Origin of the sequence: Tannerella sp., from assembly GCF_052170195.1 — a bacterium.
GTDB lineage: Bacteria > Bacteroidota > Bacteroidia > Bacteroidales > Tannerellaceae > Tannerella.
Genome location: NZ_JBQNAZ010000014.1, coordinates 25,563 through 43,106, shown reverse-complemented (window position 1 = coordinate 43,106; position 17,544 = coordinate 25,563). Strand labels below are relative to the sequence as shown.

The 17,544-nt window shown below is 47.6% G+C and carries 16 protein-coding genes; 14 read left to right on the top strand and 2 right to left on the bottom strand.

Annotation, left to right across the window (positions count from 1 at the left end; all coding sequences use genetic code 11):
* The first annotated feature begins 19 nt into the window (after positions 1-19).
* The 14 genes from ACTTKA_RS05835 (at position 20) to porE (ending at position 15,089) form a co-directional block, all read left to right on the top strand.
* Positions 20-1,825 (top strand): Na/Pi cotransporter family protein, encoded by a 1,806-nt coding sequence (locus ACTTKA_RS05835; protein WP_075588947.1) that lies wholly within the window; start codon positions 20-22, stop codon positions 1,823-1,825.
* Positions 1,825-3,231, top strand: coding sequence for a glucuronate isomerase (gene uxaC / locus ACTTKA_RS05830; protein ID WP_442724316.1), 1,407 nt, complete (start codon positions 1,825-1,827; stop codon positions 3,229-3,231). Before ACTTKA_RS05835 ends, uxaC begins: the two co-directional genes overlap by 1 nt.
* Positions 3,232-3,340: 109 nt before the next feature.
* Positions 3,341-4,324, top strand: a complete 984-nt coding sequence (gene pfkA / locus ACTTKA_RS05825; protein ID WP_075588946.1) for a 6-phosphofructokinase — start codon at positions 3,341-3,343, stop codon at positions 4,322-4,324.
* Positions 4,325-4,537: 213 nt separating this feature from the next.
* Positions 4,538-5,380: an AraC family transcriptional regulator gene (locus ACTTKA_RS05820; protein ID WP_442724298.1), complete on the top strand. Its 843-nt coding sequence runs from the start codon at positions 4,538-4,540 to the stop codon at positions 5,378-5,380.
* 14 nt (positions 5,381-5,394) lie between these two features.
* Positions 5,395-5,913, top strand: coding sequence for a ClbS/DfsB family four-helix bundle protein (locus ACTTKA_RS05815; protein WP_442724297.1), 519 nt, complete (start codon positions 5,395-5,397; stop codon positions 5,911-5,913).
* Between the two features lie 357 nt (positions 5,914-6,270).
* Positions 6,271-6,717 carry a hypothetical protein gene (locus ACTTKA_RS05810; protein WP_442724296.1) on the top strand — a complete coding sequence of 149 codons (447 nt, stop codon included), beginning with the start codon at positions 6,271-6,273 and terminating at the stop codon, positions 6,715-6,717.
* A 316-nt stretch (positions 6,718-7,033) separates the two neighbouring features.
* Positions 7,034-7,477 (top strand): type VI secretion system tube protein TssD, encoded by a 444-nt coding sequence (gene tssD, locus ACTTKA_RS05805; RefSeq protein WP_442724315.1) that lies wholly within the window; start codon positions 7,034-7,036, stop codon positions 7,475-7,477.
* A gap of 5 nt (positions 7,478-7,482) precedes the next feature.
* Positions 7,483-7,953, top strand: coding sequence for a type VI secretion system tube protein TssD (tssD, locus tag ACTTKA_RS05800; protein WP_442724295.1), 471 nt, complete (start codon positions 7,483-7,485; stop codon positions 7,951-7,953).
* A gap of 4 nt (positions 7,954-7,957) precedes the next feature.
* Positions 7,958-8,950, top strand: a complete 993-nt coding sequence (locus tag ACTTKA_RS05795; protein ID WP_442724294.1) for a hypothetical protein — start codon at positions 7,958-7,960, stop codon at positions 8,948-8,950.
* Positions 8,947-9,921, top strand: coding sequence for a hypothetical protein (locus ACTTKA_RS05790; RefSeq protein ID WP_442724293.1), 975 nt, complete (start codon positions 8,947-8,949; stop codon positions 9,919-9,921). The genes ACTTKA_RS05795 and ACTTKA_RS05790 overlap by 4 nt, the downstream gene beginning before the upstream one ends.
* Positions 9,908-10,837, top strand: a complete 930-nt coding sequence (locus tag ACTTKA_RS05785) for a hypothetical protein (protein WP_442724292.1) — start codon at positions 9,908-9,910, stop codon at positions 10,835-10,837. Before ACTTKA_RS05790 ends, ACTTKA_RS05785 begins: the two co-directional genes overlap by 14 nt.
* Position 10,838: 1 nt before the next feature.
* On the top strand, positions 10,839-11,468 hold the full coding sequence (locus ACTTKA_RS05780) for a hypothetical protein (RefSeq protein ID WP_442724291.1): 630 nt from the start codon (positions 10,839-10,841) through the stop codon (positions 11,466-11,468).
* A gap of 372 nt (positions 11,469-11,840) precedes the next feature.
* Positions 11,841-13,061, top strand: a complete 1,221-nt coding sequence (locus ACTTKA_RS05775) for an S-adenosylmethionine:tRNA ribosyltransferase-isomerase (RefSeq protein WP_442724290.1) — start codon at positions 11,841-11,843, stop codon at positions 13,059-13,061.
* Positions 13,062-13,097: 36 nt separating this feature from the next.
* The gene (gene porE / locus ACTTKA_RS05770; protein ID WP_442724314.1) at positions 13,098-15,089 is read left to right on the top strand and encodes a PorE family type IX secretion system protein; all 1,992 of its coding nucleotides are present in this window, start codon (positions 13,098-13,100) and stop codon (positions 15,087-15,089) included.
* Positions 15,090-15,248: 159 nt separating this feature from the next.
* Here the strand turns inward: porE and ACTTKA_RS05765 are convergent, their stop codons facing one another.
* Positions 15,249-16,403 (bottom strand): dipeptide epimerase, encoded by a 1,155-nt coding sequence (locus ACTTKA_RS05765; protein WP_442713017.1) that lies wholly within the window; start codon positions 16,401-16,403, stop codon positions 15,249-15,251.
* Complete coding sequence (locus ACTTKA_RS05760; RefSeq protein WP_442724289.1) at positions 16,400-17,476, bottom strand: C40 family peptidase; 1,077 nt, start codon at positions 17,474-17,476, stop codon at positions 16,400-16,402. Before ACTTKA_RS05760 ends, ACTTKA_RS05765 begins: the two co-directional genes overlap by 4 nt.
* Between the last annotated feature and the right edge of the window lie 68 nt (positions 17,477-17,544).

Genomic DNA, 17,544 nt, shown 5'->3' with positions numbered 1-17,544 from the left:
ACACAAGTCAATCCTTTCTATGAACTATTCTTTTTTGGACTTTCTAACCCTCATAGGCTCATTGGGTATGTTCCTCTACGGAATGAAAACGATGAGTGAAGGTCTTCAGAAAGTGGCCGGAGACAAACTCAGAAACATTCTTTCCGTCATGACGACGAATCGCTTCACCGGCGTCTTGACGGGGCTTCTCATCACAGCCATGATCCAGTCGTCGAGTGCTACGACAGTGATGGTTGTCAGTTTCGTCAATGCGGGGCTGCTTACGCTGGGGCAATCCATCAGTGTCATCATGGGAGCCAACGTCGGAACAACCATTACGGCGTGGATCATCTCGATCTTCGGATTCAAAGTTGACATCAGCATCCTCTCCCTGCCGCTCATCGGTGTGGCTATTCCACTCATGTTCGCCAAAAAGAGCAGCCGGAAATCGTGGGGAGAGTTTATTCTCGGTTTTGCCTTTCTTTTCCTCGGACTCGCTTACCTGAAAGATTCGGTACCTGACCTGCAAAACAATCCCGAAGTACTCTCGTTTATCCGTGACTACACTTCCATGGGATATGGTTCATTGCTTCTCTTTATGCTTTTAGGCTCGGTACTTACTGTAATTGTGCAGTCTTCGAGCGCCACAGTCGCCATTACCTTGATCATGTGTACTCAGGGATGGATCCCTTTCGAGATGGCTGCCGCCATGGTATTGGGCGAGAATATAGGAACGACGATCACTGCCAATATCGCAGCAATCTCGGCCAATACATCGGCCCGCCGTGCAGCCTTGGCGCACTTGATGTTTAACCTGTTCGGAGTCTGCTGGATGATGCTCCTCTTTTATCCCTTCTCCGATATGGTCGCTCAAGTCGTTACGAAGTTTGGTCCGGGCGATCCGCACGAAATAACGAATTTCATCACTTCCCTTGATCCGGAAACCGTGAAACAAATTACTTCCGGTCAGGAACTGACAGACCCGAGGTTGATCGCCTTGCAGACCCACCTCTTCTCATTGCAGATTTCTGTTTCATACGGTCTTTCACTGTTCCATACGTTGTTCAATCTGTGCAATATTGCCATCATGATCTGGTTCACGAATCTTTATGTCCGTATTTGTTCGGCCATCATCAAATCGCCGCGTGAAACGGAAGAAGAAGAGTTCCAGCTCAAATATATTTCATCCGGAATGCTTTCGACTTCCGAGTTATCGCTCTTGCAGGCTAAGAAAGAGATGGCTGTCTACGGACAGCGTGTGTACCGAATGATGGGCATGGTTAAAGAGATCCTCTATGAGACGGATGATGAAAAATTCCTGAAAACATATAACCGCATCGAGAAATACGAACAGATCAGTGACCGCATGGAGGTTGAGATTGCGGACTACTTGACCCGTGTGCTCGAAGGACGACTCAGCGCCGAAGGAAAGAATAATATCCGCGTGATGCTTCGCGCCGTGTCCGAAATCGAAAGTATCGCCGATTCATGCAACAACATCGCGAAAACCATCAAGCGGCGTAACGATGCGAAAGGACACTTTACCGACGAGCAAAATCATAATATTGAACACATGTTGGCCCTGACCGATGCTGCAATCGTTCATATGAACGACATCCTGCTCCGTCAGACCGGTACCCGCGAAGACATGGCGCTCTCCTACAATATGGAGAACGAAATCAACTCTTATCGAAATCTATTAAAAAACAACAATATAGATAACATAGACAATAAGTTGTATAAGTATTCCGATGCCATCTTCTACATGGATATTATCTCCGAATGTGAGAAGTTGGGAGACTATGTATTGAATGTGGTACAAGCTATCATTGAGAAAAGATTATGATGCGACGAACATTTCTGGATGCCAATTTTCTGCTGCAGACCGATACGGCTGCCGAGCTTTTTCGCAAACATGCCGAAAAACTGCCGATTATAGACTATCATTGTCACCTCGATCCCAAAATGATTGCCCGGAACTACCAGTTTGCCGACCTGACTGAGATCTGGCTGGCCGGCGATCATTACAAGTGGCGCGCCATGCGTGCGAACGGGGTGCCCGAAGAATACATCACCGGTAACAAAACCTCGTATGAGAAATTCGAGAAATGGGCGGAAACAATCCCCTACACCATGCGGAATCCGCTCTATCATTGGACGCACATGGAGCTGAACCGTATCTTCGGCATTCAGGAGACGTTGAAACTTTCAAATGCACGTCATATTTACGAAGAGTGTACGGCTAAGTTGCAAACACCGGAATATCGTCCGCAAGCGATTATGCGGCGGATGCGCGTCGAGGTTGTTGCTACGACCGACGATCCGGCTGATACGCTCGAATATCACGAGGAGATCCGCGAAAACAGCTTCGGGGTTAAAGTGCTGCCCGCATGGCGACCCGATAAAGCGATGGCAATCGGAAATCCGAAAGCGTATAACGAATACCTCGACAAGCTATCGGCCGTAGCCGACCAATCCATCGGTTCTTATAAGGAGCTTATCGATGCATTGCAAAAACGGCACGATTATTTTGAGCGGGAAGGCTGCTCGCTGTCCGATCACGGGCTGACGACATTCTACGCCGAGCCGTACACTGATGCCGAGATCGAAACGACCTTCGGAAAGGTACGTTCCGGACAGACGGTCGGAAAAGATGAACATGATCGCTTTTGCTCCGCCTTGCTGTATGATCTGGCTGTGATGGACTGTCGCTCCGGATGGGTGCAACAGTTTCATATCGGAGCGATCCGTAACAACAATGCCCGCATGTTCAAGAAGATTGGACCTGATACAGGCTTCGACTCGATCGATGATGTAACGGTAGCCGTTCCGATGAATCGCTTTTTCAGCCGTCTTGACGAAGAAGAACATCTGGCCAAAACGATTGTATACAATCTGAACCCGCGTGATAATGATTTGATCGTAACTAACCTCTATAATTTCAACGACGGGTCTGTTCCCGGCAAGATGCAATACGGTGCAGCATGGTGGTTTCTTGATCAATATAAAGGAATCGAGAACCAGTTGAACAGTCTTTCGTCACTTGGTCTGTTAAGCCGTTTTGTTGGTATGCTGACCGATTCGCGCAGCTTCCTGTCATATCCGCGTCATGAATATTTCCGCCGTATTCTGTGTAATATCATCGGGAATGAGATAGAGCGCGGCCTGTTACCTGCTTCCGAATTTTCATTTATCAATCAGATGGTCGAGGATATCTGTTATTACAATGCCAAGCGTTACTTCGGATGGTAACGCGGCAGCTTGTTCGCTGTTGCTTCATGTGATTATTTTATCCCGTTTCCCTGATTCGGCGTTAATCATTATCTTTGCCCCCCGGTTGGGTTTTTAAATAATAAGCAATATGTCGACAAAGATCAAGTGTATCGGTCTATTGACCTCGGGAGGAGATGCTCCCGGCATGAACGCGGCCATTCGTGCGGTGACACGTGCTGCGATTTATAACGGAATGGCGGTAAAAGGGATTTACAGAGGATATAAGGGACTTATCACAAACGAGATTGAAGATTTCAAGACGCAGAGCGTCAGCAATATCATACAACGTGGCGGAACAATTTTGAAGACGGCCCGATGTGCCGAGTTTCAAACCCCCGAAGGACGAAAGCTGGCGTATGACGTTATCCTTCAGCACGGCATCAATGCTCTGATTGTCATAGGTGGAGATGGCAGTCTTCGCGGAGCTCGCGACTTTGCACAAGAATATGATTTCCCTATTATCGGGTTGCCGGGAACGATCGACAACGACCTGAACGGAACGGATACGACGATCGGCTATGATACGGCGCTGAATACGATTATGGAATGTGTCGATAAGATACGTGACACGGCATCGTCGCACGAGCGTTTGTTCTTTGTCGAAGTAATGGGGCGTGATGCAGGGTTTCTGGCACTCAACGGCGCAATTGCATCAGGTGCGGAGGCTGCGATTATTCCGGAAATCTCTTTGAAGAAAGACCAATTGGCCGAAATGATTGGGATGGGCTTTCGGAAGTCGAAGAACAGTAGCATCGTGCTGGTGGCTGAGAGCGAGGTGACAGGCGGAGCGATGGGCGTGGCCGAACGGGTGAAGAAGCAATATCCGGGATTTGACGTGCGTGTCTCTATTCTCGGTCATTTGCAGCGCGGAGGTTCACCGACGGCACAGGATCGTATCCTGTCTACCCGTATGGGAGTGGCAGCCGTTGATGCCTTGATCGAAGGACAGCGAAATGCCATGGTAGGTATTCAAAATGAAGAGTTGACGCTTGTTCCTTTCATGAAGGCCATCAAAAAAGATAAACCGATTAACCGCGATCTGCTCAACGTGCTCCGGATCGTTTCAACCTAACACAACCGGGAATCGTTGCGGCGGCTTCTGGAATCATATCTATATACGGCAGAAGAGGGATGGCTTACACGATCCTCTTCTGCCGTTTTTGATTTAAGAAGATTCGTTCACTCTCACAATCTTTATAAAGGAAAACAAAATTGGCGAGATCGGACAATCTCCGCTTCATTTTATCGACCTAACTTTGCAGGCGGAAAAGAAAGAGGAAAGGCAATGAAACAAGACACCCAGGAATTCTATCAGGAAACGGCAAACCGTATCATGGATTTCGTCCATACGCATCTGCATGAGCCTTTGTTGACGGAGCAAATTGCGGAGGAGCTGAATCTGTCGCAAAGGCAGCTCTCGCGCATCGTTTATTCCGTCTTCGGCGAACCTTTATCGACTTATATCCTTCGTGAAAGGCTGGAGAAAGCCGTTTTGTATATGCAGATACAAGCACAGACGCTGACCGAACTTTCCGAAAAGGTTGGTTACGATAATGCGCAGTCCTTCTCGAAAGCCTTCAAAAAGCATTTCGGGATTGCACCCAAAACCTATCTTGCACGATTGGAAGAACACTTGCAGGTTTTCCGCAACGAAGGCAACGCGCTTTCTTTTCCGGCCGAGGTCGTTGATTTCGAGGGTTTGGACTTGGCGTATATCCGCATCGCTGACAGATACGGGGCATCCGAAGCTTACAGAACAGGCTGGAAGAAACTCCTGCAATACCTGTCAGACAGTCGGAAACCGAACGAAACGACTCGCTTTATCGGATTAAGTTTCGACGACCCGAATGTAACGGCGGCCGAACACTGCCGGTTTTATGCGTGTGCTTCCGTTTCCAGTTTGCTACCTGCCCGTGGAGAAATCGGGAGGCTATTTCTGCCTGCAGGTAGATACGCGGTCTATACATTACAAGGCTCTTACAACGATTTGCAGGCGGCTTACAACGAAATCATGGCCAACATCCCTTATCCGATTCGTTTTGCCATGCCCTTTGAGGAATATATCGACTACTCAGAGGAAAATCCCGAATCAGGCAGCACTAAAATTTATATTCCAATCAAACTTTAAAATAGACAGAACCCATGGCACGACCGACAACAAAAGAAGACCTGCTTCAGGCAAGCCAAAGCAATTTTGAAAAACTCTTCGACCTCATCACGTCGATGACAAGAGAAGAACAGGAGATGACCTTTGCTTTCGACGATCGCGATCGTAACATCCGCGATGTGTTGACTCATCTCTACGAGTGGCATCAGCTTTTGCTCAACTGGGTAAAGCGCAATACGGCCGGCGAAAGTGTGACTTTCCTGCCCGCACCCTACAACTGGCGCACTTACCCTCAGATGAACCTCGAGTTCTGGAAAAAGCATCAAACCACTGCCTTGGATCAAGCCACGGAAATGCTTTTGGAAAGTCACGCACAGGTGATGGCCCTGATCGAGACTTTTAACAACGAAGCTTTATTCCGAAAAGACGTTTTTGCCTGGACAGGCAGTACGACACTGGGTAGTTATTGTGTTTCGGCTACGTCGAGCCATTACGATTGGGCGATAAAGAAAATCCGCAAACATAAAAAGACTGCAGGCTCTGCTGAACCTTAACCCCGGACTTGCAGCCCTTGTGCCCCGAAAGGACTTTTTGTTGACGATAAACAGCTTGTTGTCAGAGGTTGTAATTCTTTCCTGGGTACATAGTACAATTACGAATACCAAATGACGATGTTAGAACGTAAATGGCGCGAATGACACAAATAACCGCAAATACATGATTTTGAGTGTTGGATAAGGTACAATACGCCCGATATACGAGCTGTTGTAGAGACGCAATTCATTGTGTCCCTACAACATTGTTCCATTGTCATTCCGAACGCTGTGGGGAATCTCCGTGTCTCTGTTTTGCGTAAACACATGAAAAGGTTTATTTTTGTGCTGTTTTTATCAGCAATAAACAGTTAGCAGTTGAAAGAGATTTCGTTTATACGGCAAAACATCGCCAAGTGGGAACGGCTGGAGCAGGCGGTAGCATCCACCGACACGCAAGACGAGGGATGTCATGACGATCCTTATACCGAAATCACGACCGATCTTTCCTTCTTACGTAGCCATTACCCACGGTTACACATCACAACATATCTGAACAATCTGGCATCGACGCTTCACAATGTGTTGTATAAAAATAAGAAAGAGAAACGATCCCGCATACTGCTCTTTTGGAAAGAAGAGCTTCCGCTCTTGATGTACGAGACGCGCCACGAAAAATATATGGAGATTAATTTTAGCTCTTTTTCCTTGGAAGTTATGCTTAGAATAATTAGTGGAATTTTTCTTCTAAAGAATGATTTTCAAGGGAATGAACAAATGGTGGGGGCTGCTCATTATAAGCAAATTGATTTGACGCTGAATTGAGAGTTTTCAACTCTGGATTCACATTAGTAAATATTGAATACGATGAATGCAAAAAACATAATCGGTAATGTCACGGAGTGGCTGCAAGGCAGCAATGCAACTTACTCTCTATGCCTACCAATGATCCGGATACAGGCTCTTCTGAAAACAGAAGTGTAGATTTTACTTTTTTAGCAATATTTGAAAGATATTTTATTCTGAATTTAAAAATTATCTCTAAGTTTGCAGCGAAACGCTCGAGCAAAAAAGAATTAAGAAGATTCATCCAACCATAAAATACAACATTATGTCTGAAGTTGCAGCAACCAAGTAATTTCTGTGTATCGGAAATGCTATTCTGAAACAAAATGCCGATGGAAGCATACCCACGCATGTTTACACCGACAAGTTCGAACTGGAGAGTTTCTCGTATTCGTTCGATCACCGGATAGACCGTGATGGAAAAGTAGCAGACGCGGGAGTTCCGATGGGAGGCTCCATTAATGCCGTATATGCGGGTATTCCGAATGCCCCTCTGATGAAATGGGGATTCGGCAAGCATGAACTTCGTTGCGGAAAAATTTATGTGGCGGCCGATGGAGGAGAGCCTGTTGCCGGTGATACGATTACGTTCGACTGTGCCGCGTGTGTTCATATGCACATCAACTATACCCGTTACGGAGATCGATATACGACGATACGGTTCGTGATTCAAGCTGAGAACATCCGTACCGAAGGTGGCGAGTGGATCGAAGAATGGAATGATAATATTAAATATTGAATACGATGGATGCAAAAAACATAATTGGTAAAGTCACGGAATGGTTGCAAGGCAGCAATCCTGCCGATATCGAAACTTATCTTCGTTTGTTCGGCGAGGATGGACAGAAGTCGTTTCGTCTGGATGCCTTCAGTACGGAGGTGATTGCCGATGTCGATCAAAAGGGGCAACCCAGTCACATGAAGAAAGGAGGATTGTTGGTGTGTACGATGAGCGGTGAGGTAAGCACTACGTTATTGGATGCCATGCTCAATCGCTATGCTGTCGAATATGATGGCCTCATTGAATTTCGCCATGAGACACTGTTTAAGGAAGTACCGTGTGTGATTAGCTTCTGTGCCGCGCGATGCATTACCTACGAGCGGGTAGCTACCCCGTATGGGCGAACAACCCGTATCATTCTTTCTCCCGAGAGTATTCAAATTGATGTAGGCAGCCAAGTGATCAAACAAAAAAACCAGCCGGAATGGCATTAAGCTTATGAAACAAGATGACGATAAAACATACGGCCCGTATCCGTTACCCCCTGTATGGGTTTTCTCCGATCCCTGGTACAAACGTCTGAAGCCGGGAGAGCGTATGCTACTCGCCGAGCTTATGGATCAACAGCCGTGGATATACGATCGATTGATGAGAAGGGCCAAAAGTACGGAAGAGCAGAAATTCCTTTTCAATCTGGCCTTTCATCACAGTTATCACAAGGCCGGGCGTATATTTGTGACAGGTACACTGATTATTGGCAGTCTGGCCGCATTCGAAGGGATACTGTTAGCAGCGCCTGAAGTAGCTTCTGCAGCTGTGGCGGCATACGGAAAAGCCTCCGCGGCTTATCTTTACCTGAATGAAGTGTTGCTCTACACTTATCTGCGCGCGTGCGATTATGCTACCTATACGGTGATACCCAATACCGTATCCGCACTCCGTATCACACAGAAAATACTGCTTGACAACAATGCCACCATGCGCACACTCTGTCAGAATGTAATGATAAACGTAGGCGCTCAAATAGCAGGACACGGCTTGCGCGAATACCAACAGACAAAAGACTGGAAACAATCACTCGATTATGGAGTGAAAAATATAGATGAATGGGATGCCATACTATCTGGAGTTGGGAAATGGCCTGCAGAAACACTTTATACCGGCATTAGCGAAACTATCCGAACCGGCGATGCGTTTCAGGGAGTCATCGCCGGAGCAACCGCCGGAGTAAGCAGTAAGACCAAACTTCCGGTTAAGAGCGATAAAAAGGCGGCTATGGATGCTATCGCGGTGGGCACCTACGCCTCTACATTTAATAAATGGCTGCTTAAGCCGGCCACAACTACAATGATAAGCATGCACAGGGCAGCAAAGCTGAACAGCGATATACTCACCCCGTTTACATGGCAGGGGGTGTGTTATTTCGCAACCTCTGCCGAGCAGGACCCAACTTCCTATTTATTTCCACCTTATCACCCCAAAAGCAGATGAAAACCCATAACTATATCCTCATCGTATTATCGGCTTGCCTGCTCTGCTCGTGTGCCGGACAGAGCAACCCGTATGCTCTGGATGTGCTGGATAAGGTAACCGTCGTTAAAACGGATAAGCATCTACGGATTAAAGGTACTTGCATCTTTATTGTTCCGCCCGAAGGATTTGTGCAGGACCCAATGGAAAGTGTATTAATCAATCGGGAAGGAACACTTATACGCTTTATGGAAACTATAGATCGAGATGTGGATAAAGTTATTAATCCTCTTTTGGAACAACTCCCTACAGTATATCTTTATGGAAAAACCGGTTATTGGAAATCTTTCAAAACTGGAAAGAACAGGTTGTTTTTTATCCATACCACATGGGATAACAACCGGAATCGACTGTCATTTTCATTTGGTAATCAATTATATGCCATAATGATAGGATGTAGATACCCTATCGGAGATAGATTATTACGTGATGCCATTTTTAGATCAATGTTAACAGCATATATTGATACTACTTATCGCGCAGAATCCATAAAAGACTTTGCCTGTTTTACGGTAGACCTGTCAGATACGGAGTTTAAGCCGGCGTATTATGGAGCCAATATCTACTATTATACGATAAACGGAGTGGATCCGGCACCCGATTCCGATATCGATTTACTCTTTACAATCAGGCCTCTTCCTTACGAAGATCCGGAAAAGATCATGAAGTTTGCAATCGATAAAGATACCATTTTCCACGTTCTGCAAACTCATACAACAGAGATAAACGGCTATCCTACAGTAGAGTGCTACAGTGAAGGAGTCGTTTCGGGAGAAAGGGGAAAAGGATATTCGGTTGTATTCGGAAATGGAAAGACGTCTCTTCATTTTTCCGGTACGGTTTACAATCCGGAGAAATATGACGAATACTTGGCGGAATTCAAACGAATCGTCCGAACCATACGTTTTAAGGAGATCGATGAAAACCCATAACTATATCCTCATCGTATTATCGGCTTGCCTGCTCTGCTCATGTGCCGGACAGAGCAACCCATATGCTCTGGATGTGCCGGATAAGGTAACCGTTGTTAAAACGGATAAGCATCTACGGATTAAAGGTACTTGCATCTTTATTGTTCCGCCCGAAGGATATGTACAGGCCCCGATGAAATGTGCGTTAACATATAAAGATAGTTGGTATATCCATTTTGGAGAATTTGATAGGCCTATAAATAATTTTATTGATTCGATTTTAAAAAATAACACGGAATCAAACCAATATAAATATCATAAATTACTAGAATACACAGAAAATAAAGCGCTTATAATAAACGAGGAAAACTTTTTAGCCTTTGTTTTCGGAAATCAAAGGCATACGGCAACTATAAGCTGCGTATATTTAACAGAAAATCGAGCATGGCGCGATACACTTGTAAAATCGATATTAACAGCCTATATTGATACTTCATATCGGGTATTAGCAATGGAAGATTGGGCTTGCTATACAGTAGATACCTCAGATACTGATTTTAAACTGGCACATTACTCCAATGGCTTTTATTGCTACACATTAGGTGGAAAAAAAATCACAGAGAAACCTGATATCGACCGATTCATGATAATGCCATTACCTTATAACGACCCGGGAGAATTGGTGGAATTCGGTATCAAATCAGATACGACTATCCGGGCTTATAACGTTCGGAAAACAGAAGTGAACGGGTTTCCCGCAGTAGAATATTATTGCGAGGGGTTTCTATCGGGAAATTATAAAATGTATTCGGTTATCTTCGGAAATGGCAAGACTTCCTTGAATTGCGGCGGAATGATTTATGATATGGAGCAATATGACGAGTATATGGATGAGTTCAAAAAGATTATTAAGACAATACGTTTTAAGGAAGAATAAGGTGAAGCAAATTAAATCGTTGTTCATTGTATGGACGGGCTGTATATTCACCTCGTGTGTAAAGCAGAGCAGTCCCTATGTCTTAGACATACCGGATAAAATTGAAACAGCTAAAGCAGACAGGTATCAATCTGTCCGAGTCAAAGGAACTTGTCTTTTTGTAATTCCACCTCAAGGCTTCGTTCAGGCGGAAAAACAAAATGCTTTAACATACAACGAAACTCTTTATATCTATTTTTCCGAAGCAGAGAAACAAAATGTGAACCATACGATCGATGTCGTCTTAGAGAGGCTTCGCCAATTATACACATACGAAAAAGATGGTTACTGGAAAATCTTTGAATTAAACGGATATAAAGCACTTGCTACCCACCTTAAATGTGAGAATGAGGAAGCTGAACTTTCTGTGATATTCGGTAATCAATTTTATTCGGCTCAGGTGGAATGCAGATATCCGTTAGCATATCCATCTTTACAGGAAATACTCTTGAAATCGATGCTGACAGTATATGTTGACACAGTATTTAAAGAGCTGGCTATAGATGATATGGCCTATTATACGATTGATTTATCAGGCACAGATTTTAAACTCGCCTATTATTCGAATAATACATATATATTTATACAATAAACGGCATTGATCCAACTCCTGGCCCTCATCTCGACTTCTCAATATCAGTAACCACAATGCCTTACGACTCTCCTCCGGAAAAAATGGTGAAATACATCAAAGACAAAACATTTTACCCGTATAAAATTCAAAAAAAAATAGTAAATGACTATTCAGGTGTAGAATTTTACAGTGAAGGGTCGGTGTCAGGAAAGACGGCAAAGGCTTATTCGGTTATCTTCGGGAATGGAATGACATCTTTATATGTTTGTGGTAGAATTTACAATCCGGAACGATATAATGAATTCCTGCCGGAATTCAAAAGGATTATTCAAACCATACGTTTCAAAAATAAATGAAGCCACAAAGAATTTCGTACTTTTGCCTCCCGGAATGATAACACCTCAACACATACATATCGACGATTATGCCTATCCGCTCCCGGACGAGCGGATAGCCCGATACCCGTTGCCGCAGCGCGACCGGTCGAAGTTACTCGTCTACCGCGGCGGACAGATCGGCGAAACGGTTTTCAATCGGTTGCCCGATGAGCTGCCGTCCGACGCTCTGCTTGTTTTCAACAATACGCGCGTCATACAGGCAAGGCTGCTCTTCCATAAAACGACGGGCGCACAGATCGAAATCTTTTGCCTCGAACCGGCCGAACCGGCCGACTATGCGCAGATCTTTCAACAAACGGAACAGTGCAGCTGGCATTGCCTCATCGGGAATCTGAAGAAGTGGAAAGACGGCACGCTGACTTGTACGGTACACCTCGGCGAGGAATCCGTTCGACTGACAGCCGAGCGGGAAGAGACACACGGCACGAGTCACCTCGTGACTTTCCGGTGGGATGATTCGCGCTATACGTTTGCCGAAGTGCTCGAAGCGGTCGGGATACTGCCTATCCCTCCCTACCTGCGGCGCCAGACGGAACCGACCGACCTGCAAACGTATCAGACCGTCTATTCGCGCATCAAAGGCTCGGTGGCCGCTCCTACGGCAGGGTTGCACTTCACGCCCGAGGTACTGGCCGAGTTGGATGCTCGGGGCATCGGACGCGAAGAGGTCACGCTGCATGTAGGAGCCGGCACGTTCAAGCCGGTCAAGAGCGAGACGATCGGATCGCACGAAATGCACACGGAGCATTTCGCCGTCAGTCGCCGGACAATCGAACGCCTCATAACCGCGTCAGGGCCTGTAATTGCTGTCGGTACTACGTCGGTACGCACACTCGAAAGCCTCTACTACCTCGGCGCCCGACTCTCAATGACAGGGCTGACCGACCACGCCGACCTTCCGACCGTCGAACAATGGACCCCCTATACAGATAAGGTGCCTGGCATCTCCGCTCGCGAAGCGCTGCAACATCTTCTGGATCATCTCGATCACCAAGGAGTCGACCGACTCGTTGCCGCTACCCGGATCATCCTTGCGCCCGGTTATGAGTTTAAGATCGTACGTGGAATGATTACGAATTTCCACCAGCCGCAAAGCACGTTGCTGCTGCTCGTCTCAGCCTTTGTTAAAGGAGACTGGAAAGCGATCTACGACTATGCGCTCGACCACGACTTCCGTTTCCTCAGCTATGGCGACAGTTCGCTGCTGTTATAACACAATAAGATGCATGCTGATCCGTTACCCATTAAGATGATTCGCTTTTTCAAAAGATATAACGTGCCACTCGGGCTGGGATGCCTGCTTCTCGGGATACTTATCTCGTGCAAGACGGTCAAGCTCAAAGATGCCGAAGAGAAACAGCGCCTCGGCGAATACCACAGCGCGGCCGAAATGTATCGCAAGCTCTACACGAAATCGAAGCCCGAACAGAAAGACTTGCGTGCCTACATCGCCTTTCGCATGGGATACTGCAATCAGCGCATCAGTAACACGGCACGCGCCATCAGCGCCTACCAAAATGCACTGCGTTACGATTATCCGGACAGCATGCTCTTCCTTTACCTCGGACAAGCATATCAAAAAGACGGACGATACAGCGACGCCATCCAATACTATCGCGAGTATTTAGCACTCGACTCGTCCGACACACGCGCCGCTAACGGCATCGCAGGATGCGAAATGGCAACCGGATGGCGCGAACGACCGACACTCTATCAGGTGGTACGGATGGATATCTTTAACTCACGCCGCAGCGAATTCAGCCCCATGCTCTACGGCGAAAAGTACGACCAGCTTTATTTCTGTTCGTCGCGCGGGATTGTACACAAAGACTCCGTCAACGGTATCACCGGACTGAAGAACAACGCCCTTTTCGTTTCAGGCAAGGATGAAAACGGTACATGGCAGAAACCCGTTGAGGTAACAGACCCTGTTACGACGGCGTACGATCAGGGTACGCCCTCGTTCTCAAAAGACGGATCGACAATGTACTACACCTACTGTTCCGAAGATGCCGTTGACCCACGTACCTCCGAGATTTACGTTTCTTCGCGCAGTGGAGCGGCCTGGGGCAAGGGGCAACGTGCCAACATCGTCAAAGACTCGATCACGTTGCTGGCGCATCCGGCCGTCTCGCCCGATGGTAAATATCTCTATTTCGTAGCTGACGCGGTAGGTGGATACGGAGGAAAAGACCTGTTTCGCACGCGGATCGTCGGAGAAAGCGACTTCGGCGGGATGGAAAACCTCGGCCCTGCCATCAATACCGAGGGCAACGAGTTGTTCCCCTACGTGCGTGATTCGGCGACGATCTATTTCGCTTCCGACGGTCATCCCGGCATGGGTGGACTGGACTTGTTCAAGGCCTCGCTCGACAGCACGGGGCAATGGCACGTCGCTCACATGGGTACCCCCATCAACTCATCAGCCGACGATTTCGGCATCACCTTCGAAGGGGAAAAAGAACGCGGCTTCTTTTCCTCGAACCGGGGCGATGCCCGTGGATGGGATCATATCTACTCGTTCGAATATCCAACGATTACGATACAAATCGAGGGTTACGTGTCCGATGTCGAAGAATACGCGATTGAGAACGCTGTCGTGCGTATCGTGGGGAAAGACGGTCTGAACGTGAAGGTACCCGTTAAGCCCGACGGGTCGTACAAAGTAGAGCTGGCGCGCGACGTCAGCTACGTGATGATGGCCGAAGCACCCAATTTCCTGAACCAGTACTTCGAACTCAAAACAAGCGACGAAGAGAAAAACGAAACGTATTATGTCGATTTCTTTCTCTCTCCTGTCGACAAGCCCGTGGTGGTTGAAAATATCTTTTACGACTTCGACAAGGCCACCCTCCGTCCCGAGTCGAAAGAAGCACTCGACCAGCTTATCAAAATCCTTAACGAAAATCCGAACGTCACGATTGAGCTGGGAGCTCATACCGACCGCAAAGGTACGGAGGCATACAACGAAAATCTGGCACAGCGCCGCGCCCAATCCGTCGTCGACTACCTGATTGAATCAGGTATTGATCCCGATAGACTTACCGCTAAAGGATACGGCGAGACCGTACCTAAGACAATCACCGCAAAACTTGCGGAGAAATATCCCTTTCTGCCCGAAGGAACCGTTCTGAATGAAGCCTTTGTCAATGCCCTTTCGCCGGATCAGCAGGAAGTGGCCGATCAGCTGAACCGCCGCACCGAATTTCAAGTGACCGGACTCGATTACGAACTCCGATGAGCAATTACAAAATTATTTCTCCACCAATTTTTTGCTGCGTAAGACAAAATAAAAACAGAGAAAAAGAGAAGAGTGAAAGCGAAATTTTTCCGGTAAAGAAGTCTTTTTCGTTTTTCACACTACACACAACAACTCACAAACGCCCGAAAGAGAGACAAACTACCTCTTCCGAACGTCGATGCCGATGCCCGGTCTATCGGCAGGTTTCATGATGCCGTCCTGCAATGTTGCACCGCGGCACCAGTCCGATTCGGGTTTGATAAGCAGGCTGCCGTCAAGGTCGCAGAAATCAACGGCCGGAGCGAGTTGGGTCGCCGCCGAGATGGCGCATGAGCTTTCGGTCATGCAGCCGATCATCACCCGCATGTCGAGCGAGCGGGTCAGGTTGGCCATCTTCCATGCTTCACGCAACCCGGTGCATTTCATCAGCTTGATGTTAATACCACTGTAAGCGCCTTTCAATCGCGGGATATCCGTCAGCCGCTGCACGGCCTCATCGGCAAAGACAGGCAGCGGGCTATGTTCCGTGACCCACGCATTATCATCGAGTTTCTTCTTCGACATGGGCTGTTCAACCATCACAATACCCTTTTCTTTCAACCACAGAATCATATCAAGCGCCTGATGTTTGTCTGTCCAGCCCTGATTGGCATCGACAGCGAGTGGAATATCGGTCACTTCGCGGATTGTCTCGATCATCATTTTATCATGTTCCGTTCCGAGCTTGACTTTCAGTATACGGAAATCATCGAGGTACTCTTTCGTCTTTTTGCGAACGACATCAGGCTGGTCGATTCCGATCGTGTACGTCGTCGGAGGGATATGATCGGGATTTAGCCCCCAGATTTTGTACCAGGGCTGCCCCATGAGCTTGCCCACGAGGTCGTGCAAGGCAATATCGACGGCTGCTTTCGCGGCCGTATTATTTTCGCCGAGACGATCGACATACGTTAGGATGTCCTCCATCTCGAACGGACTGCGGAAGCGGTCTAACTCCACCCGTTTCAAAAAAGCGCATACCGAAGCTTGCGACTCACCCAGATATTGGGGCATGGAGGCTTCGCCGTATCCCGTCACACCGTTGTATTCGATCTTTGTACGGACAGTCGGCGTCATGGTGCGCGAATAAGTAGATACGGTGAACGTATATCTCAGTTGTAAATCGACCGGCTCGAATGTCAGTTTCATTTTGCCGTCGAGTGCTGCCGACTTCATCAGGGTGAACGGAGCGGCATGCGATGAGTCGAGAGACAGGCTGCCTGCCGCTGCTGCGAGCGCTGCCGTTTTCAGAAAATTCCTGCGATTCTGTTTCATTGTTTGTTCCATGTGTTTTGGTAATACGGATTATTTTTAATCGTGCTGATTCCGGGCCATTCGCGAGCACCGATGATACGACAGGCACGTACAAACTCCGACGCGTTCAGTGCATCGTAGTTCGGAGCCGACGGGTTAAGGCTGCCGACCTTTACTTGTGTAGCCTCATGGATAAATTCATCGTTGCCCATATATATCCCGACATGACGGATGCGGTCTCGGCTCTTTCCGAAGAAAAGCAAATCGCCTGGACGGAGATTCCCGTATCCGTTCGTGATATCGATCTGCTCCCCTGTGACACATTGCTGCGACGCATCCCGTTGCAGAATAAGTCCGTGAAGGAAGAAAACGGTCTTGACAAGTCCACTGCAATCCATTGCTTTCGACGACGTGCCGCCCCAGAGGTAAGGCACACCCATAAACGACTGTGAAGTAGCAAGGATGCTTTCTGCCGTCAGGTCGATACGTTTTAGCCATTCGTCGATTGGCTGCGCTTCGGCTTTCAGGACAAAAGCCGTTCGCCCGTCGGGATACGAGACGCGGTAGAATGCTCCCTTTTTACCTTCGAGGCGGAGCATATTGCCCGCCACCAAGTCCGAAACAGGAGGTGACTTTCGATCGGCACGTGAATAGGCGAAGCCGTGATGAGCCAAGAAAATGATTTTCGGAGCATCTGTCCATGCAGTAAATGTGGCGGCATTCATCTCTGTCACGTTGCCGGACTTCGTATATCCCGTATAATTGTCGGGCGTTTGAACACGTAACCAGCCGTCGTGCCGCTCTATGATACGGACAGGGGTGCCCAGCAGGGCCTGTGTCGCCATCTCGGCAGGATACCTGCCCTGCGTACGAATGCTGGCGACCGAAAGTGTCACCACCCCATACGTCTGTTCGCCTACCGCCTCGGAAGGTTCGAGTGGAACAGGCAATGTTTGAAGGCTTAGTCGGCGCACGGGAACCGTGTCTTGAGACGTTGACCGTACCGTATCTTTGATTGCGAGGAGACTTTCCCCCGCTGTTGTCAGCGAAGCGAAGCATAGAAGCACGAGAACAAAATATAAAAATCGTTTCATGATATAATCCATAAAAAACCGGCTAAAGATAAGGCATATTTTACAAATATAAAAAATGAAACTTCGCC